Origin of the sequence: Paenibacillus pasadenensis (assembly GCF_023715725.1) — a bacterium.
Taxonomy (GTDB): Bacteria; Bacillota; Bacilli; order Paenibacillales; family Paenibacillaceae; genus Paenibacillus_O; species Paenibacillus_O pasadenensis_A.
Map to the genome: position 1 here is coordinate 694,717 of NZ_JAMBOT010000001.1, position 19,487 is coordinate 714,203.

The following is a 19,487-nucleotide window of genomic DNA, read 5'->3' on the forward strand; positions in this document are numbered from 1 at the left end:
TCCTTTCTACGCAGGTTCCAGTCGGACCGCGATACGGCCGCTGAGAAAATAAAGGTGAATTTCGTCAACCGGGCGGCCCATAGCCTCTTCTACTGCCCGGGCATACAATCCGAGCTGGAAGCGGTGCTTTTCAGCAGCCGCCTCATAATCGCCGCCCGGCACACGGTCCGTTTTGTAATCGCAAAGCACGAGCCGTCCGTTTTCTTCAAAAAGGCAGTCGATAACGCCCTGAAGCAGCACGGGCTCGCTTGCCTCATCCGAGGCGATGGACGGAAACGCCTGCTCCGCAGGCAGCACACAGCTGAACGGAAGCTCGCGCCATACTTTGTTTGCGGCCGACATCCGCTGTCCGACTGGGCTCTCAAAAAAAGCCAGCGCCGCCTCCGCATCTGCTGCCTCGGCCTGCTCCTCCGATAAAATCCGTTTCAACACAAGCTCAGATAACGTTTGATTCACCAGATCCAGCGTCAACGGCTGCTGCAGCGGAAGATGCTGCAGCAGCGTATGGGCTGCTGTGCCCTTTTCGGCTGCCGTCATGCCGCTTTGCTCCAGAAATTTGGGGCGGCGCAGACGGAAGGACGCAGCAGCCGAACCGAGGCCAGGCCGTTCTTTGGGTCCCGCCCAGCGAGCTGCGAACTCATCTCCAGACGGATTGCCGCCCTGCTCCCGGCTCCTTGCAAATGCTGCCCCGTCAATCGGTTCAACAAACGGACCGTTTCCAAACGGCGCCGCATCCTCTCCAGCCGCCGCTTCGGCGCGCAGCCGTTTAAGCTCGGTAACGGAAGTTTTAGCGGCAATTCTAGGAGCTTCCGGATACGGATACCTCCAGGAAAGACGAATATCAACCTCGTCCTTGCAGCCTCCGTCAGGCAGCGGAACGGTATGCATCACAGCCTGGCGTTCTTCGGTCCGGTCGATTGGTTCCGCCTCAACGGCTGCTGCGGCCTCGCCGCCCAGCGTAAAAAAGGGCACAACGCCGGAACGCCAGCTGGCGAAGCCGTAACGAAGACGCTCCAGCGACGGATGGGTTTGCAATCCGGACGAGGCGTCTGCCAGCAGAGTGACGGTCAAGTCGGTAAAGACATCGGCTGCACCGCTGCCGGAAACAGCCCCTTCTCTATCACCGGGAATACCTTCATCGACATCGGATTCGGATTCGGACAAACCCGCAAGCGGGCCGAGCCAATCCAAATAACGCCTTGCTGACGCAATCCGGTAATCAGAGAGCGAGCCCTCCGCTCCGCGGGCCGAGCTCCAGCGGGCAATGTGACGCTGAGCGTCGTCGACCGTACCGACGAGAATCATTTTCTCCTTCGGCCTGGTCAGCGCTACGTAAAGCACCCTCAGCTCCTCCGCCTGCATCTCCATCCCCATTCTGCGGCGAATGGCAAGGCAGGGCAGCGACGGATAGCTGAGCCTTAGCTCGGGGTCAATGAATTTCGGCCCGAAGCCGAGCTGTTTGTGCATCAGAAAGGTTGAGCTGACGTCCTGCTGATTGAACTTTTTGCCCAGTCCAGCGACAAAAACAACCGGGAACTCCAGCCCTTTGCTTTTGTGAATAGACATGATGCGGACGACATCCTCGCCCTCGCCGAGCGCTCCAGCAGCCCCCAAATCTCCGCCGTTCTCTCTCATCCGGTCCATGAAACGAAGGAAGCGGAACAGCCCCCGCGCCGAACCCGCCTCAAACTGCCGCGCCCGGTCATGCAGCGCTCTCAGATTCGCCTGGCGCTGGCTTCCGGCGGCCAAACCGCCGACCCAATCATAATAACCCGTTTCACTATAGATGCGCCAGATGAGGTCCGCCAGACTGCCCTGACGGGCCGCCTCCCTCCAGACGTCCATTTTTCCAAGGAAATAATTCAGCTTATGCCGGAGATCAGGCGGAGCAAGCAGGCTGTCCGCGGATTGGCCCAGCGCGTCATAAAAGCTGTTCTGGCCGCCGATGATGCGAACCATAGCCAGCTCCTCCGCCGTCAGCCCGAACATCGGCGAACGGAGCACGCCAGCCAGCGGAATGTCCTGATAAGGGTTATCCGTCACCCGAAGCGCAGACAGCATCGTATCAACCTCGACCGCATCAAAATATCCGCTGCCGAGCTCGGCATAAGCCGGTATTCCCGCTGTTTGCAGCTCCTCCATAAGCACCGGCGCCCAAGACTTCGTAGCGCGAAGCAGCACGACGATGTCCCTCCAGGCCAAATGGCGGCTGCCGCCTTTGCCGTCTTGAACATGGAAAGCCTCCTCGCGCAGCTTCAAAATACGCCGGGCGATGAATCTGGCCTCCAGTTGGGCCGTCTGCAGATCGGCAGCCTCCTCACGCAGCTCCGCCTCGCGGCTGTCGGCCGCTTCCGCAGCAGCGGCAGCCCGCTCTGCGCCTCCCCGCCCGCCGCTGCCCTGGCGGTCGATGAGCGCCAGCTCGACCCGATTTGCCTCCGGCTGCTCCGCATCCGGATAAGAGGCCCCAAGCACCAGCTCCGCCGACCGGTCATAGTCCATCTCCGCGACAGACTCCCGCATCAGCGCCCGGAAGACAGCGTTAACGCCGTCTACAACTTCCTGCCGGCTGCGGAAGTTGCGGGCAAGATCGATTCTGCGGCCTTCGCCTTTTGCATCAGGGCCATACCTGCGGTACTTGTCCAGAAAAAGATCCGGCTCGGCGAGGCGGAACCGGTAGATGCTTTGTTTAACGTCTCCGACCATAAAACGCCGGCCGCCCTTTCGTTCGGAAGGCTCGGAGGCCGAGCCCGTAAGCAGCTCCACGATGGACTCCTGAACCCGGTTGGTGTCCTGGTACTCATCCAGCAGCACCTCGCGGAACTGCCGCCGGTAATCCAGCGCAGCCGTCGAAGGAAACGCCGCCTCCGGCGTGGATGTCTCAGAGCGTAGAATCGCCAGACAATAATGCTCCAGATCCCCGAAATCAAGCAGACCCTTGCGCTGTTTTTCCTTACGGTAGGACTCGTCAAATTCAATGACCAGCTCGGCAAGCGTCTCCATAAGCGGCGCGAGCTGCCTCAGCTCCTCCGTGTAGGCGCGGGCCGGCCGGCTGAAAATCTCTTTGCCAAGCTCATCGATGATGCTCTTCGCCTCGTCGCGCAGCTCCTTGGCCCGCTCCTGCAGCAGCGGATCGGCGTCACCGCCGGAGCGAACGGACTTCAGGCGGCCGAACCCGCCCGCGAGCTGCCAGGCATCCCGCCATTCATCCCAAGGCCGCGTCAGCACGGCCTCCTCGATGGAATGGACCAGCCGCAGGTCGTCCCCGAGCGTATCCGCATAGGGCAGCGGGCCTCCTGGTGACAGCGCAAGCTCCAGCGCTTCGCGCAGCGCAGCGGCCGCTCCCTGCAGGCTAAGCCGCACATCCGCTCCAAGCGCCGCCAGCCACGGGCTGTCCGCCACATCCTCAGGATCTTCCACATTAAATGCCGCCGCCATGCCGCGCAGCCATTCATCCGGCCAAGGCTGCGAACGGGAAAATTCGTACAGCTGCTGAACGAGGCGATAGAGCGGCTCATCGCTCTTTTCGCCGCCATACCGGTCGGCAAGCTCCAGAAAGCGAACGTTGCTGGCGGAAGCTTCGCTGTATTTGCGCTCGAACAGCTCGTCCAGCACCTCCAGCCGCAGCAGCTCGCTTTCGGTTTCGTTGGCAACCCGGAAGCCCGGATCAAGGCCGATCAACGGATAATAACGGCGGATGACATCGAGGCAAAACGAGTGCAGCGTCGTGATGGAGGCTCTGCCAAGCAGCGCAAGCTGGCGCTGCAGATGCTCCGAATCGGGCTGAAGCTCCAGCGCCGCCTCCAAAGCGGCGCGGATCCGCTCCTTCATTTCGGCGGCAGCGGCTTTGGTGAACGTTGCGACGAGCAGCTGATCCACATCGATGTCCTCGGAGATCATGCGGATGATCCGCTCGACAAGCACGGCTGTTTTGCCTGAACCGGCGGCGGCGGCCACAAGCACATCTCCGCCGCGGGCCGTAATGGCGGCCCACTGTTCGTCCGTCCAGCGCGAGCCCTCCGGCTTAAGAATCGGCTCGGTCATCTTCATCTCTCCTTCCGTTGATATCGGCTAATTTACTCAGCCCCGGGGAAAGCAGGCTGACGGCATCCTCTTCCCCTGCCGCCGGCTCCGACTGCGCATCCGCCAGCCCCTCCAGGGAAGTCCAAAATTCCTCCCTGCCGGGAGCGGCCAGCTTCAAATAATCATTGCCTTCATTCAGCGGGTCGAACTGGCACACCGGTTTATAGGAGCAAAATTGACAGGGCGTTTTGGAGCCCAGCCGGTAAGGGCGGATGGCGATCTCGCCCTCTTTTACCGACTGCCCGATCGTCCCGATCGTGCGGCGCACGGAACGGCGCAGCAGCTCCCACTGCCGCCCCGAGGCAACAGCGGAATCGCCAAGGAAGGTCCCGTCTTTTTTGAAGCCGGCCGGGAGCAGATCGGAACGGCCCTCCAGCCCTGCATCCATCATCCGCACCGTCTCGGCGTCGTCAAGCAGCAGGCCGCGCATTTTGAACCGCTTGAGCAGCATTGCCGCAGCTTCATCCTGGGGAAGTCCCGCAGGAACGCTCATTACCGGATTTTGCACATGAAAATATAACACGCCAGCCGGCTGAGCCGGCTCGCCAAGCCAGCCTTCGGCATGAGTAAGCAGCACGTCCAGATAGGTCAGCATTTGCAGCGAAAGCCCGCTTGCCACCTCTTCCAGCCGCAGCTGCGTAGCGCTGGACTTGTAATCCAGCACGCGCAGCAGCAGGCCTTTGTCGGAGCGCGCGGCATCAACCCGGTCGATCCGGCCGATCAGCCGGATCATGCCGCTGCCGTCCGGGAACTCGACGTCAAGCGGAGGCAGCTCTCCGCCAGGGCCGAACTGAACCTCCAGTCCGACCGGCTGAAATTCAGCCCGGCGGGCATGCTCGCCGAGAACGACGGCAGCTCTGGCCACGATGGACTTCAGCTTGCCCGCGATATAGCGGTAACGTCCGCTGCTGAGCAAAATGTGCGACTGCAGGCGCGGCGCCAGCTCGTCGACCGCTTTGCCCGCAGCCTCCTGAATGATCGCAGGGCCGGAGCGTCCCCAGCCTTCCCCAAGCTCGGAGGCAACCTTGGTCAGCGCGGCATGGAACAGCTGCCCCATGTCGGGAGCGCCCAGCCGGTACAGCCTGCGTTCCTTCAGCTTCAAGCCATGCACGGCAAAATGCTGGAACGGACAGGAAACGAAACGTTCCATACGCGTTACGCTTGCCGTCAGCTGGCCGCCGTAAAGACGGTCTGCCATGCCGCGCCCGAGCCGGACGACTTGATTTTCATAATCGATGGATTGCAGCATGGCAAGCAGCCTTGGCTGCCATTCCGGCCTTTCAGCAAACCAATTGTACACATCCTGCCAAAGCGGCTCCATCTCCCCTCCGTCCAGCCAATCGCGGAGACGCGGAATGAGGTAGGATAGAGCGCGCTCCGGCAGCTCCAAATAGTCTAACAGCCGACTGGACGCCAAATTCACTTCCGGCACGCCAGCAGCGGACGATAGAATCAACTGGGGAAACAGCTGGCGGATATGGCGGACGTATTCCGACGGATGCAGGCTTTTGCCCTCTTCGTCGGCCAGCGGCCAGCTGATCCATAACCTGTCAGAAGGGGTCAAAAAAGCGCGGTAAACGATAAATCGCTCATCCAACAGCCTGCGGCGTACGCCCGGCCCCATTTCCAGACCTGAATCGCCAAGCTGCTCGCGCTCGCGGTCCGTAAGCAGTCCGTCTTCTTGAATGCGCAGCGGCAATACGCCGTCACTCGCCCCTAAAATATAGGCAGCGCGAACTTGTCCGGTGCGCAGCCGGTCCATCGCGCCAACGACGACCTGGTCGAGCGAAGGCGGTACGGCGGACAGCTTGAGCGTCTCAAGGCCCGTCTCAATCAAACCTGCAAACAGATCAGCCGGTATGCTCTCAGCTCCCGCCATCTCCACAAGCTGGTCCAACAGGGCGATCACTCCATCCCACACCTGCCGTTGAATACGCGCCGCTCCCGGCCGTCCCGCCGCCAGCTCCTGCTCGGCCCGCTGCTCCATACGGTCCGCTGCCCCGGTGCGGTCCAGAAAATCGAACAGCGCCTCGCATTGCTCCCGCACCGAAGCTGCTTTTGCCAGACGCCGCTGCAAGCGGGAAAGCGGACGGACAAGCTCGGCTCGGGCCTTTAGCAGATCGTCCAGCTCCGCACGCTCGCGGGCGCTTGCCTCGGAAGGCTCGTCCTCGACGCCTCCCGTATGCAGAGGCCGCCAGCTTTTGGGACTGCCCCACAGGCGGCCCTCAATACCTGCTGCCAGCACGTAGTTTTCGAGCCGGTCAAAACGCTCGCGCTGCTCCCGGCTGTTTTTCGGGAAGAGCATCTCGGTTTTGACGCACCGGAATATCGCTTCATGCTTCCAGCCGTACAGCACTGTTTCCAGCGCAGAGCGGATGAATTCCACCAGCGGATGATGCAGCACATCTTTACGGCCGTCAAAGAAAAACGGGATGCCATAGTCGGCAAACACGTTCAAAATCGTATCGCTGTAATCCGCCGGCTGCCGCATAGTGACTGTCATATCCCGCCAGCGCATGCCGTGGTCGCGGACTTGACGCACCATATCACGCGCAGCGGCTTCCACCTCGGCTCGGCGGCTGGCGGCGGCCGTAAGCGCAATTTCATCATTTAGAGCGGCCCTCATCGGAATCCGCCCTCCGAAATTCCGGCCCAGGTGCTGCAGCATGCCGTCCTGCCGGTACCGGGGAGCAAGTGCTGCGGAAAGCACGCGCGGCTCTTCCACTTCTGCGCCAACTTCATCCGCAAGCGCAAGCAGCCGGGTAAATGTATCCGCCGCAGGATAAAACAAATCCAGCTCATGCGGCTTCTCGCCAATTGCGTAGGATCGGTCTAGACAGAGCGTTATCGTCACGGAGTCCGCATGGCGAAGCAGCGCTCCGACAGCGGTTAACTCGCGGGCCGTAAACCCGCTAAAGCCGTCCAGCCAGAAGCGGGCTCCCTGCATGGAGCGGCAATCGCCGAAGCCGTCCGCCAAATAGCTCAGATGGTCCTCGTCGTCCATGTAATGCCCCGCCAGCTCGCGTTCAAGCTCTCCATAAACCAGCTCCAGATCGTGGAGCTTTCGGCCCAACAAGCTGCCGGAGCCCGGAGCGTCCTCCGAATCAATGGTCAGTCCGAACCGCTCTCTCAGCGCAGTGGAGTCAATCCCGTACCGCTTCCATTCCGTAAGCAGCTCGCCCATTTTGGCGATGAAGCCCTGCTGCTCGGCTCCGCCGCGAAACAGCTTCAATTGAGGCGACAACCGGTGCATGATTTTGTGCAGAAGCATGTTTTTGCCGTTCTCGCCTACAGGAACAAGGGCGGCTCCTCCCGTTTCCTGCATGACGCGCAGCGCCAGCCGGCGAAAGCTGAGCACCTGGGCTCTAAGGCTGGAGCGGACATCTCCCGTACCGAGCAGCGCGTACTCCGTCTGGAACGTCGCTTGTTCCGGCGTCAGCAAAATAAGCGGCGGGCCTGCCGGGTCGGCGGCCAGCTCGCGGCGAATTTCCTCCATGCAAGCGGAGGTTTTGCCCGTGCCCGCTCTTCCCAATATGAACTGAAGTCCCATCGTTTCCGCGCTCCCTTCCGGCGGCGACGCCGCTCTTGTTAAGATGATTCCTCCCGGGCCAGGTTGCGCGGGAGGTTTATGTTTGTAAGTGCCATCCATTAAAAATAGCGGTATGTTCATTTATTAGTTGCGCTTCGGCGCTATGAAGACGTGTTTGCTCCTGATACCAAATCCAAGCTTCTGCGCACCGTCAAGCCGGAACAGCAGGCCAGTTGGTCCTAAGCACCCTTACTTCAACACAAGCCGGGTGCTGCTGTGGCCCTCTTTTGTTTTCCTCACTTCAAGCACGGCCGGGAAAGCATCCTTCAGCTCCTGCACATGCGAAATGACGCCAATCAACCGTCCGGCCTTTTGCAGGTCGGCGAGAGCCGATATGGCTCTGCCGAGAGACTCCTCGTCGAGCGAGCCGAAGCCTTCATCGATGAACATCATGTCGATCGACACGCCTCCCCGGCTGGATTGGATGACATCTGTCATGCCAAGCGCCAGCGCCAGGGAGGCATTAAACTTCTCGCCGCCGGAAAGGGATTTCACATCCCGGTTCTGGCCGGTATAGCTGTCGTACACATCGAGTCCCAGTCCGCTCTGCCGCCCGCGAGCTTCCAGACGGCCGCTGCGCTCAAGCACGAACTGGCCGCTTGAAAGCTCTCTCAGCCGCTCGTTGGCCGCGTGCAAAATCTGTTCCAGAAACTCGATCAAAATATATCGTTCAAAGGAAATTTTCAGCGCATTGTCGCCTTTGAGCATCTCATGCAGATCGGCGACCTCTTCAAGCTCGCGCTCGGAATCGCCATAACGGCGGGCGGCTTCCCCTACGGCAGCCGCTAGCGCGCCTGCCTGAGCGCGGCAGCGGTCGGCCTCGCGCCAGCGCGCATCGGCGCTCTCGCGCTCTGCGCCAAGGCGCTCCGCTTCCGCGGCAAGCCCGTCCAGCTCGCTGCGCTCAGAGCCTGCGAGCTCGCGCTCCAGCTCCTCGGCAAGCCGCCGCTGGGCGGCAAGTCCGCTGCGGTACGCCTCCAGCTCGCGGCGGCCTTGGCCGCGAGCCGCTTCCGCCATCCGCGCGGCAAGCCATGCCTCCGCCGAGGCAAACCCGGCGGCGGCCAGCTCCGCCGTTAAGCGCCGGCGAGCCGTCTCGGCGGCCTCCGCCGCGCCGCGAGCCTGCTCCGCCAGCTGCTCCAGCCGCGCAGCCGCTTCCGCCGCGCCGGTCCGCGCTGCGGAGAGCAGCTCCTGCGCCCGCCGCAGCGCGGCGCCAAGCTCCGCCGCCTGCCTCTCCGCGGCGGCCAGGCGGCGCTCCAGCTCCGCCGCATCCCGCAGCGGCTCAGGCACCGTCGCAAGCTCCGCTTCCAGGCGCGAGCTGCGCGCCGCTATATCAAGCGCAAGCGGCTGACGCTCCGCCTGCAGCCGCTCGCGCTCCGCCTCCAACGCCTCTATGCGGCGCTCTACGCCGCCCAGAGCTTCGCGCATCGGGCCGCGCTCCGCCTGGAGCGCCTTCAGCCGCTGGCATTCAACGCGCAGCTGGCGGCCCTCCTCCAGCGTGCGCTCAAGCTGCAGCTCCATCGGCTCGCCGCCGATCTCCAGCTCGCCGCGCCGCGCTTCCGCCTCAGCCGAGCGCTCCATCGCGGCTGCCGCTTGAGCGAATACAGCCGCCAGCTCGCGCTCCAGATGCAGCAGCCGCTCTTTAGCGGCCTGCAATTCCTCGCGGCTGACCGTCTCCCCGCCCTCAAGAGCCTTGGCGGGATGGGACTCGCTGCCGCATACCGGGCACGGCTTGCCGTCATGCAGATGCGCGGCGAGCCTGCCCGCCTGCCCTTCAATCCAGCGCTGCTCCAGCCGCTCCGTCTCCTCACGGAGCGCTGCCGCCGCCCGTTCGCGCTCAACACGGGAGCGCTCCAGCTCCGCTGCCTGCGCCGCAGCAGCCTGCAGCAGCTTGAGCAGCTCATGGCGGCGCAGCAGGAAGTCCAGCCGCCGCTCTCGGTCCGGCAGCGCCTCAAGTTCCCGCTCCAGCGCCTCCAGCCGCCCGCCCAGCTCGCGGCGCTCCGCGCGGCTGCGCTCCAGCTCCGCTCCGGCGCGCTCCTGCTCCGCCGCCAGCCGCCGCTCGCCTGCGCGCAGCCGCTCCAGCTCCGCCCGGCGCTCGCCGAGCGTGCGGACCGACGGCAGCAGCTCGCCAAGCCGCTGCTGCTCCCGCTCCGCCTCGCGGCGCTCCGGCTCGCGGGCTTCCTCGGCCGCCGCCGCTGCTCCGGCGGCCTCCAGCCGCAGCGCGGCGCGCTCCGCAGCAGCGGCGGCTTCGCCACGCCGCTGCTCCACTGCCGCCGCTTCCGCCGCCGCGCGCTGCGCCTGCTCCTCATACGGAGCAAGGCGCTCCGCCTGCTCGGCGGCAGCCAGCCGCTTCTCCAGCGCGCTCATCTCAATGCCGCGCGCTTCCAGCTGCTCCGCCGCCCGCCGGGCCGCATCAAGCTCGTCCAAACGGCCGTTCACACGCGCCGCTTCAGCAAGCTTCGCCCGCTGCATTTCCCACGCCGTCTCCGCCTCGCTTCGCACCTTAAGCAGCTGCACGGCCAGCTCCGCATAATGCCGCTCCTCCTCCGCCAGCCCGTCCAGCAGCTGGACGGCTCCGGCATGCTCCTGCGCCAGCACGGCGGACAGGGAGCCCTCCTGGCGGGGCGGCAGGCTGCTCTTGACCTGCTCGCCGATATAAAGCAGCCGCTGGCGGTTATCCTTAACCGCCTCGCGCAGCTCGCGCGCCCGCCCGGCAAAGCTTTCCTCCAGCCGCCGGTACAGCTCAGTTCCAAACAGGCGGCGCAGTATTTCTTCTTTATTTTCCGTATCGGAGGTCAGCAGCTTGCGGAACTCCCCCTGCGGCAGCATGACGATCTGGCTGAACTGATCCTTCGTCAGGCCGACAAGCTCCTCCAGGCGGGCGTCCACTTCCTTGATATGAAAACGGTCCGTCACCGGCAGCTCGCCGCTCTCCGTCAGCTCGTACAGCTCCGCCTTGCCGCCGGTTTCGCTTTTGTTGCCCGCACGGCGGTGCGGCAGCTGCCGGAACACCCGGTACGTACGGCCGCGCGCCATAAACTGAAAATCGACCGAGGTCGGCTGGCCGTCGCCCGCAAAATGGCTGCGCAGCATGCGCGTCTCCGCCCGGTCCTCTCCGCTTGCCGCCCCGTACAGCGCGTAACAAAGCGCGTCAAACACCGTTGTTTTGCCGGCACCGGTCTGTCCCGAAATAACAAACAGCCCTCTGCCGTGCAGCGGCTCGAAATCAATGGTCTCCTCGTCCCGGTACGGCCCGAAGGCGCACATCGTCAACCGGATCGGTCTCATCGCGCCGCCCCCTCTCCCTGAAGCACGTTCCGGCAAACGTCCTGGAACAGCTGTTTTTTGCTCTCGCTAAGCTCGATTTCCTTCACTTCGCGGTAAAATGCCGCAAATAGCGAAAGCGGATCGCTGTCCCGGCGGCTGCGCCCGGAACCGGCCGATTCATCTGAGGAACTCTCCGTGCGGGGAAGCGCCGCCGCAGGACGCCGCTCCACATGAAGGGCGTTCGGATAGACCGTGCGCACCTTTTCCATCGGGAAAAGCACCGGATTTTCATCCAGCAGCGTTACAAACACATAATCCTCGCTTCTATCACGGCTAGCTTCGATATCCTTTATGTATCCGCTGACGCGGCGCATATCCCGCTTCGGCGCCAAAAGCCGATGCTCCACACTGACTTTACCCTCGCCGTCCAGCTCAACCACCAGGTAACCTTTGCGGTGATGCTCCTCGGATACGGAATATTTGAGCGGCGAGCCGGAATAACGGATGTTTTCGCTGCCTACCCAGTGCGCCTGGTGCAGATGGCCCATCGCTGTATACTGGAACGCCTTAAAATAATCCGGCTTCACATATTCCGCCCCGCCAATGGACAAAGGACGCTCGGAATCGCTCGTATTGTCCTGCGGCTCCCCGCTTGGAGTTACAAAAGCATGTCCGACAAACACATGGCGCGCATTCGCATCAAGTCTTGCCGCCAAACGTTCCGTGACAGCCTTCATGGCCGCATCATGCGTACGAATGCTCTCATCCTGCAGCGCCAGCCTGACCATCGAAGGATCGCAGTACGGGACAAGATGAAAATGGACCTCGCCGAAATCATCCCGCAGCTTTACCGGTTCCGCGTCCAGCTTGAACTGGCCCGCCAAATGCAGCCCTCTGTCCGCCATCAGGCGTGTGCCGAAGCTGATCCGGTCCGGACTGTCGTGATTGCCGGATACCGCGATAACGGGCGTTTGCAGCCCGATAACAATGCGGGACAACGTCTCGTCCAGCAGCTCTACCGCCTCGGTCGGCGGGACGGCCCGGTCGTACAGATCGCCTGCGATGACAACGGCGTCGGGGCGCTCCTTTTCGATAACATCCAGAAGCTGCTCCAGCACATGCCGCTGATCCTCCGTCATATATACGCCCTGAACCAGCTTGCCGAGATGCCAGTCTGCCGTATGGATGAATTTCATGGCCGCTTTCCCCTCTCCCGATTCATTTAAATCCATTCATTGGCTTTCTCTGTTCGCTCTGAAAATTGATAAAAAAACGAGCTGCCGCTCCAAAAGCCTGCCTCCATCACGGTTAACCTCGGATTTCAGCCGGTCTAGGCTCAATTTCAGCCCATTCCTTTTTTCACCAGTTCTACTAGCTTCTATGAACATATGTTCTTATACAGTAGCATTACAAGGCGTGCCATGACAACCCCTGCCGAACGTGCAAATCGTGGCAAACGGACTAAACCGCAAAAAATCCCAAGCCCCGGCCGCGCCGAAACTTGGGATAAATTCAACTTAAAAGGTCTGCGCCGCTACTCTCGACTCCCGGCTCTTACTATACTAGCTCTTTATAATAATATACCGTCCCATGGAGCTCTCCGTTCGCGGAACGCGCATAACCCGGAATCCGTCCCGCTTCCGTATAGCCGAGCGAGCGATAGAGAAGATTGCTTGGGTCGCCCTCGCGAGTGTCCAGAACGAGCAGGCTCAACCCTTCGCTCTGAGCCAGAAGCTCCGCCGCATTCATCAGCGCTTTTGCCGCGCCAGCCCGCCTCCTATCCGGGGATACCATCAGCTTGGCGATTTCCGCACGATGCGAGCCGTTTGCCTTAAGCGCACGCTGCAGCTGCACCGTCCCCGCCAGCCTGCCGCAGATTCTGGCGGTAAACAGCGTGACGCCGTCCTCAAGAGCCCCGAGCCAGTAACGCTCCGCCGCCTCCGCTGACAAGGGAGGGAGAAAGCCGACGGAAGCTCCGTCCTCCACAACCTGCACAAGAAGATCCGCCAGCTCCCGCGCGAGGTCAAGCGTCATTTCCCGTTCCTGTACAACTTGCAGCTCCGTACCCATCGCGGGCCCACCTCCCAGCTAAAACATTCCCTTAAAGGCTGAACCCCGGTTCCAAACTTTCAGCCGACCAACCTTCCATTGTTATGCCAGGCTTCGCACCTCAAACACCGCAAATTTCAAATAATGCCCTTCAGCTACCCCAAGCAGCTGCGGATGGTCTTTGCCCGCCGCGCGCCACTCAATGAGGCGAAGCGACTTGCCTGCGTCCGCTGCCGCTTCTTGGATCGTCTCCAGGAACAGCTCCGGCTTCATATGGTAGGAGCAGCTCGCCGTGACAAGATAACCGCCCTCGTTGACCAGCTTCATACCGTGCAGATTGATGTCCTTGTAGCCGCGGCATGCGCCTTCGACAGCCCCTTTTGTTTTGGCAAATGCGGGCGGATCGAGAATGACGACATCCCAGGTGCGGCCGCTGCTCATCGGCTTGGATGTATCAATCGGTTTTCCGCCGGCCGCTCCGCTGGCACGGACTGCGCGCTCTTCAAGCCCCTTGGCCTGCTGGCGCAAATACTGGAAGGCGTCGTCAACGACAAATTCAACCCGGTCGCTGAAGCCGTTCCGCTCTACGTTGCGGCGCGCCGTCTCAATGGCATGGTCGGATACGTCGAGGCAGGTGACTTTTTTGGCGCCGTATTTACAGGCATGAAGCGTAAAACTCCCGGTATGCGCAAAACATTCCAGCACCGTCGCGCCGTCCCACAGCGGATACGTGACCACCTTGCCGCTGCGGTTAACCGGAACAAGCGCGGTTTCGCCGCTGACTGATGCATCTTTGATAGAACCCTCAGCACTTGCAGCTTGCGCCGTAACCGACTCAACGCTCCGCAAGCCTGCTGCCGCTTCCCAGCCTTCCGGCAGCTCGTCCAATGGGCGCCGCTGCAGTGCAATGCCGCTGCGCGCACCCCAGCCCTTCATGAGCGGCGCGATGGAAGCACGATTTTCCCGCTGGTCGTAGAAGTAACCGGTCTTCTGGCCCTCGACGAGGTCAACCTCCATGACGATGCCGTTTTCCACAATTTCCACGATGCGCGGGCAATCTCCGTAAAGAACGCCTGTCCGCTCCTCCAGCCCTTCCAGCTTGCGCACGCCGACGTCGCTGCGCTCATAGATGCCCTTTGGCTGAAATACGCTTACTAAGCTCCGAACCAGCTCGTCGCGGCGCAAATCCATGCCGAGCGTCAAAATCTGTACAACAAGCACGTCGGCAAAACGGTCCACGACCAGACCCGGCAAATAATCCGCTTCGCCGTACACCAGACGGCAGTCCGGCTCGTTCAGAAAACGCTCGCGGTGAGCTTTGCAATCCAGCAGACGGGCCGTCAGCAGCGCCTCGTCCAGCTCGGCTTCAGGCTGGCGCGAAATAACGCGCACCCGGATTTGCGACGCGGGATTCCAGTATCCCGAAACGAGATAACGGCCGTTTGCAGCGAGCACGTCAACCATTGCCCCCGGCTCGGCCTCTCCTTCCATCCGCTCGATTTCGCCCGCGTAAACCCAAGGCTGGCCCTGTTCCAGACGTTTCGTTTTTTTCTTATGCAAATAAAGCTTTGCTCTGCTCATATTCCCTCATCCTTCCGCTTATCGTCCGCTTGCTTGTCGTCAAGGCTCGTCATGACGTCCCGCCTGTCCTCATACATTAGGAACGAACGTATTATCCGGCCCCTCCGGTTCAAAAAGGAGTCCTTCTCATGCTTAGCAGCATCGTTATTCCCGCCGTGCTCGGCTTCGCCATCTTCATGCTCGGCATGAAGCTCATGGAAGCCGCGCTGCACCGTTCCGCCGGACACCATCTCACCGCTGCCGTTGAGCGGTTTACCCGAACTCCGCTGCACGGGCTTGCTACGGGAGCCGTCATCAGCGCCGTGCTGCAGAGCAGCACCGCCGTTACCGTCATTGCCATCGGCATGGTCAACGCGGGCGTCATGAGCTTTGCCCGGACGCTCGGCATCGTCCTTGGCACCAATATCGGCACCTGCCTGACAACGGAGCTGATCGGGCTGGAGCTGGAGCGGCTCGCAGGCCCGCTGCTGCTCGCCTCCTTCGCAGGCTGGCTGCTCACCGCCGTACTCGGCGAAATGAGCCCAACGGAGGGGCGCAATCACCAGCGCTGGCTGCGTCCGCTGCGCAGCGTTTCCTTAATTGTGTTCGGCTTTGCGCTCATACTAGCGGGTATCGCCGTCATGAAATCAATCGGAGCCGCCGTACAGAGCAGTCCGTTTTTCAGCTGGTTCATGGAGCGCTCCGGCGACAGCTTGCTCTGGGGACTGCTGGCGGGAGCGGTTCTGACTGCCGCTGTGCACAGCAGCGCTGCCGTCATCGGCATGGCGATGAGCCTTGCCGCCACTGGCTCCCTGCCGCCTGAGCTTGGCATCGCCATCATCATCGGCGCCAATGTCGGCACCTGCGTCACCGCTGTGCTCGCCTCCATTGGCGGCTCCCGCGCTGGGGCAGGCGTCGCCTGGTTCCATGTCGCGCTAAATGTCGGAGGAGCGGCGCTCTTCCTGCCGCTTACGCCGCAGCTCGCCCAGGCGGCGGCGTGGTTCGGCGGCGGAGCAGCCGCGCAGCTCGCTCACGCGCAAACGCTGTTCAACATCATTTGCTCGCTGATCGTCCTGCCGCTCTGTTATTTGCCTGGACTTACTTCACGCAAAGGCGCAAGCGAAAACCCCGTCCCCAAAGGGTAGGGACGGGGCCAAAAGCGCGCATAGTGCCGCTAAATTCCGTTTATATTCAGCCCGAGCAGCCTAAGCGCTCCAGCAAGAATACGATCGTTGTTGTCGTAGCCAGACTGCTTCTGCTTACGCCAAGCCTCTTCCGGCTCGAACCATTCCACGCCGCGAATCTCTTCGACCTGCGCCTGCAGCGTGCCTCCCGTTGCCTCGACGAGATAATAATGGACTTCTTTGTCCACCAGTCCCTTCGTCTCGTGGCGGTACTGGTACTTGATCTGGTCAATCGGCTCGATGATCCGGCCCTGCATGCCGGTTTCCTCCACGATTTCCCGGAGCGCGGTCTCTTCCACCGTCTCGCCCGGCTCCATTTTGCCCTTTGGCAAGGAAACCTTGCCGTATCGGTCTTGAATGAGCTGGATTTGCAGCCCAAGCTCTGGCGTCCGCCGGTAAACGACCCCGCCTGCTGAGATTTCCTTCATGCGCTCCTGATCCTCCCGGTCTGAATAATTCCATGACGCACCGCCATCCGCAGCCTGTATACCGAACTGCTCCTCGCATTCGGGCAGGCTGCAAGCATGCTTGCTGCTGCTTTTTTTCGTTATGCTCCAGCCCGTTCCAGCTTCGCCGGCTTTTCCTCACATACCTCAATCAGACGGCCGCGGCATTCGTTCACACCCGCTTCAACAACTTCCACGCGGCACAGCTTACCGATTAAGGACTCGTCTCCCTCAAATACAACTTGAATGTAGTTATCCGAGTAGCCCATCACGAGGCCGGAACCCGGCGCGGAGCCTTTGTGCTCCCGCTCCGGAATAACCGACAGCGTATGACCGACATACTTTTGGCCGTAGGCAAGCTGCATTTGCTCCGACAGGTCGATCAGCTTGTGGACACGCTCGTTTTTGACCGCTTCGTCCACCTGATCCTCCATACGCGCCGCCGGCGTTCCGGTCCGCTTGGAGTACGGAAATACATGCATTTCAGAAAAACCGAGTTCCTTCATATAGGCATAACCGGCATCGAATTGCTCCTCCGATTCGCCCGGGAAACCGACGATGACGTCGGTCGTAATCGCCACACCAGGCATTGCCTCGTGCAGCCGCCGGATCGTCGTTGCAAATTCTTCCGTTGTATATTTCCGTCGCATACGCTTCAGCACCGTATCGTCTCCCGCTTGGAGCGGAACATGCAGATGACGGCACATTTTTGGCGACTTGTTCAGCACCTCGATCATATCCTCGTCAATCTGGCTCGCTTCAATGGAGCTGATGCGGATGCGCTCCAATCCGTCCACCTTGTCGAGAGCCCACAGCAGATCGGATAGCTTGTAGTTGTCCAGATCGTCGCCGTAACCGCCGGTATGGATACCCGTGAGCACAATCTCCTTAAAGCCCGCTTCAACCAGCTTGCGCGCCTGGGCGACAACCGTTTGAGGATCGCGGCTGCGGGACAGTCCGCGCGACCAAGGAATGATGCAGAACGTGCAGAAGTTGTTGCAGCCTTCCTGGATTTTCAGAAAAGCACGCGTGCGGTCTGCAAAATCCGGAACGTCCAGCTCCTCGAACTCGCGTGTTTTCATAATATTCCGAACCGCGTTGACCGGTGTGCGCTCCTGCTGGACCTGCTGCACATAATGCATGAGCTTGTCGCGGTCCTGCGTGCCAATGACCAAATCAACGCCGGGAATATCCAAAATCTCCGCTGGGGACGTCTGCGCGTAACAGCCCGTTACGGCAATAACGGCATCCGGATTACGGCGAATCGCTCTGCGGATAATCTGGCGGCTTTTTTTGTCGCCCGTATTTGTCACATGACAGGTATTAATTAAGTAAACATCTGCTTTATCTGAATCGAAGTCAACCTGTTCATAGCCTTCATTTTTGAAAAGCTGCCAGATGGCTTCGGTATCGTAAAAATTGACTTTACAGCCCAAGGTGTGAAGTGCTACCGATGGCATCTCGTTCATCTTCCTCCCATTTCGCCGGACTCGTACATGAGCGCTGCCAACCCGGCCAGCCCTGCTGTTTCCGCCCGCAATATTCTCCGACCAAGCCCCGCCGCCATTGCGCCGGCCCCTTGAATCTCTTCCGCCTCACGGGCGCTGAAGCCGCCCTCCGGTCCCACAACGAGCAGCACCGAATGAGGTTCGCCTTCCTTTAATACGCCGCTTTCGCGCGCTTGGCGGATGCGGTCTCCCAAACCGGAAGCGCCTGAAGGGCCATGCCCCTCCGCCTCGTAACAAAACAATGCCAAATCATAATCCGCCACAGCAGCAATAAGCTGTTTCCAGCTATGCACCTCGTGAACGGCAGGCAAACGGCTGCGATGCGACTGCTCCGCCGCCTCTTTGACGATGCGGCTCCAGCGCTCCAGCCGTTTCGCTTCTTTGCGGGCGTCGTACTGAACGACCATCCGCTCCGATTGGAAAGGCAAAAAAGCCGCCGCGCCAAGCTCGGTCCCTTTTTGGATGACAAGCTCCATCTTGTCCCCCTTGGGCAAGCCCTGCGCCACTGTCACCTGCCAGAGCGGCTCGCGGTCCATAGGCAGCTCTTCAACTACCTCGGCCGTTACCTCCGAGGGAGTCAGCTCCTTCAGCGCAACGCGCGCTTCTCGCGACACGCCGTCCGTAACGATGACCTCGTCGCCCGATTTCATGCGCATAACCTTCACCATATGATGGGCGTCCTCGCCCCGGAGAACGACCGTTAATTCGCCGAACTGTTCCGGCGTTACAAAGTATCGCTGCATATTAAACCCCTGTACGTTAAAAGTCATCCTCCATCATACACCTTTTGGACGCTAAAATCCATGCACAGGCGCAGGGCATCGCTGGCAGGCCGATAGAGCATCAGTATGAGCTGTTTGGTGGTGTCAACGCACTCCCCTGCTTTGACCCAAAAAGGTAGCTTAATAGCGGATAGCTGGGGCTTCCGCTGTTGTTTTTCGGCTACCGCACCCGTATTTCCGTTTCTCCGTTTCTCCGTTTCTCCGTTTCTCCGTTTCTTAAGGGCATTTGACGGCCTTATTTCTGCTCTAGCACCCATTTTGGCGAATCCATTCCGCACTTAATCTAGAAAATGAATATATTTCAAACAAAAAAGCCCGGCCTGCTGCAGACCGGGAACAAAACTAAGTATTTTAGAAAAAAATCGAAAAAAACCTTAAAAGCATCAAATGCAGGTCTCCAACCAAACTTAAATACGGCTGAATCGTAGCTCTGCTCAGCGGCGGAATAAACACAAGCAGCAAGAAAATAAACATTCCCCACTGAGAGTATTGGTCCAACCGAATCCGCGTCCGTCTTGGCAGCAGCTCATACACAATCCGGTAGCCGTCAAGCGGCGGCAGCGGAATCAGGTTAAACAGAAACAGCATTCCGTTCATGTAAATGAAGTATTTAAAGAAAATATTCAACGCATCGATAACACGCTCCGGTGCTCCGTGCAAAAGCTCAGTCGAATTGAGAACAAGCACTAACAACACGCCAATCGCCATCAGCAACAGGTTGCTAAGCGGACCCACCAGCGCCACGACGATGTTCATCAATCGCGGACGTTTAAAATTCAGCGGATTGACCGGAACGGGCTTCGCCCAGCCAAATCCGGCAATCAAAATCAGCAGCGTGCCGAACAAATCCAAATGAACGGCTGGATTTAACGTAACCCTTCCTTGCTTGTAGGCCGTATCGTCGCCGAATTTGTAAGCCGCGTAAGCATGGGCGAACTCGTGCAGTGTAAAGGCAATGATAAGCACCAGAGCCAGAAATGGCAGTTCCTCCAGCGGATAACGCAGGAAGCTTTGAAGTCCATCCATCG

General features: G+C 60.5%; 11 protein-coding genes. 1 reads left to right on the forward strand and 10 read right to left on the reverse strand.

All coding sequences use genetic code 11. The features are described from left to right. Positions 1 to 6: 6 nt before the first annotated feature. From addA to M3223_RS03325, 6 genes are all read right to left on the reverse strand, one after another. On the reverse strand, positions 7 to 4,041 hold the full coding sequence (gene addA / locus M3223_RS03300; protein WP_251558908.1) for a helicase-exonuclease AddAB subunit AddA: 4,035 nt from the start codon (positions 4,039 to 4,041) through the stop codon (positions 7 to 9). Continuing rightward, a complete protein-coding gene (gene addB, locus M3223_RS03305; protein WP_251558910.1) occupies positions 4,022 to 7,630 on the reverse strand; it encodes a helicase-exonuclease AddAB subunit AddB in 3,609 nt (1,202 codons plus the stop codon). The genes addA and addB overlap by 20 nt, the downstream gene beginning before the upstream one ends. A 228-nt stretch (positions 7,631 to 7,858) precedes the next feature. Beyond that, positions 7,859 to 10,951 carry an AAA family ATPase gene (locus M3223_RS03310; RefSeq protein ID WP_251558911.1) on the reverse strand — a complete coding sequence of 1,031 codons (3,093 nt, stop codon included), beginning with the start codon at positions 10,949 to 10,951 and terminating at the stop codon, positions 7,859 to 7,861. Then, positions 10,948 to 12,126 (reverse strand): exonuclease SbcCD subunit D, encoded by a 1,179-nt coding sequence (locus tag M3223_RS03315; protein ID WP_251558913.1) that lies wholly within the window; start codon positions 12,124 to 12,126, stop codon positions 10,948 to 10,950. Before M3223_RS03315 ends, M3223_RS03310 begins: the two co-directional genes overlap by 4 nt. Before the next feature lie 361 nt (positions 12,127 to 12,487). After that, positions 12,488 to 13,000: a GNAT family N-acetyltransferase gene (locus tag M3223_RS03320; RefSeq protein WP_251558915.1), complete on the reverse strand. Its 513-nt coding sequence runs from the start codon at positions 12,998 to 13,000 to the stop codon at positions 12,488 to 12,490. Positions 13,001 to 13,081: 81 nt separating this feature from the next. Further along, complete coding sequence (locus M3223_RS03325; protein ID WP_251558917.1) at positions 13,082 to 14,560, reverse strand: class I SAM-dependent rRNA methyltransferase; 1,479 nt, start codon at positions 14,558 to 14,560, stop codon at positions 13,082 to 13,084. A gap of 128 nt (positions 14,561 to 14,688) precedes the next feature. Between M3223_RS03325 and M3223_RS03330 the strand changes: the two genes are divergently transcribed. Continuing rightward, entirely contained in the window at positions 14,689 to 15,684 is a 996-nt protein-coding gene (locus tag M3223_RS03330; RefSeq protein ID WP_251558919.1) for a Na/Pi cotransporter family protein, read from the forward strand. 29 nt (positions 15,685 to 15,713) lie between these two features. On the opposite strand, the gene M3223_RS03335 is transcribed toward M3223_RS03330, so the two are convergent. The 4 genes from M3223_RS03335 to M3223_RS03350 form a co-directional block, all read right to left on the reverse strand. Continuing rightward, positions 15,714 to 16,151, reverse strand: coding sequence for an NUDIX hydrolase (locus tag M3223_RS03335; RefSeq protein WP_251558921.1), 438 nt, complete (start codon positions 16,149 to 16,151; stop codon positions 15,714 to 15,716). Positions 16,152 to 16,270: 119 nt separating this feature from the next. Then, entirely contained in the window at positions 16,271 to 17,629 is a 1,359-nt protein-coding gene (gene mtaB / locus M3223_RS03340) for a tRNA (N(6)-L-threonylcarbamoyladenosine(37)-C(2))-methylthiotransferase MtaB (RefSeq protein WP_251558924.1), read from the reverse strand. Between the two features lie 5 nt (positions 17,630 to 17,634). Then, positions 17,635 to 18,420: a 16S rRNA (uracil(1498)-N(3))-methyltransferase gene (locus M3223_RS03345; protein WP_251559810.1), complete on the reverse strand. Its 786-nt coding sequence runs from the start codon at positions 18,418 to 18,420 to the stop codon at positions 17,635 to 17,637. A 390-nt stretch (positions 18,421 to 18,810) separates the two neighbouring features. Then, positions 18,811 to 19,485: a site-2 protease family protein gene (locus tag M3223_RS03350; RefSeq protein WP_251558926.1), complete on the reverse strand. Its 675-nt coding sequence runs from the start codon at positions 19,483 to 19,485 to the stop codon at positions 18,811 to 18,813. Positions 19,486 to 19,487 lie beyond the last annotated feature (2 nt).

Bases quoted from the DNA above. Each gene is read 5' to 3' on its own strand.
- addA (WP_251558908.1), bottom strand. From the start codon at position 4,041: ATGACCGAGCCGATTCTTAAGCCGGAGGGCTCGCGCTGGACGGACGAA.
- addB (WP_251558910.1), bottom strand. From the start codon at position 7,630: ATGGGACTTCAGTTCATATTGGGAAGAGCGGGCACGGGCAAAACCTCC.
- M3223_RS03310 (WP_251558911.1), bottom strand. From the start codon at position 10,951: ATGAGACCGATCCGGTTGACGATGTGCGCCTTCGGGCCGTACCGGGAC.
- M3223_RS03315 (WP_251558913.1), bottom strand. From the start codon at position 12,126: ATGAAATTCATCCATACGGCAGACTGGCATCTCGGCAAGCTGGTTCAG.
- M3223_RS03320 (WP_251558915.1), bottom strand. From the start codon at position 13,000: ATGGGTACGGAGCTGCAAGTTGTACAGGAACGGGAAATGACGCTTGAC.
- M3223_RS03325 (WP_251558917.1), bottom strand. From the start codon at position 14,560: ATGAGCAGAGCAAAGCTTTATTTGCATAAGAAAAAAACGAAACGTCTG.
- M3223_RS03330 (WP_251558919.1), top strand. From the start codon at position 14,689: ATGCTTAGCAGCATCGTTATTCCCGCCGTGCTCGGCTTCGCCATCTTC.
- M3223_RS03335 (WP_251558921.1), bottom strand. From the start codon at position 16,151: ATGAAGGAAATCTCAGCAGGCGGGGTCGTTTACCGGCGGACGCCAGAG.
- mtaB (WP_251558924.1), bottom strand. From the start codon at position 17,629: ATGCCATCGGTAGCACTTCACACCTTGGGCTGTAAAGTCAATTTTTAC.
- M3223_RS03345 (WP_251559810.1), bottom strand. From the start codon at position 18,420: ATGCAGCGATACTTTGTAACGCCGGAACAGTTCGGCGAATTAACGGTC.
- M3223_RS03350 (WP_251558926.1), bottom strand. From the start codon at position 19,485: ATGGATGGACTTCAAAGCTTCCTGCGTTATCCGCTGGAGGAACTGCCA.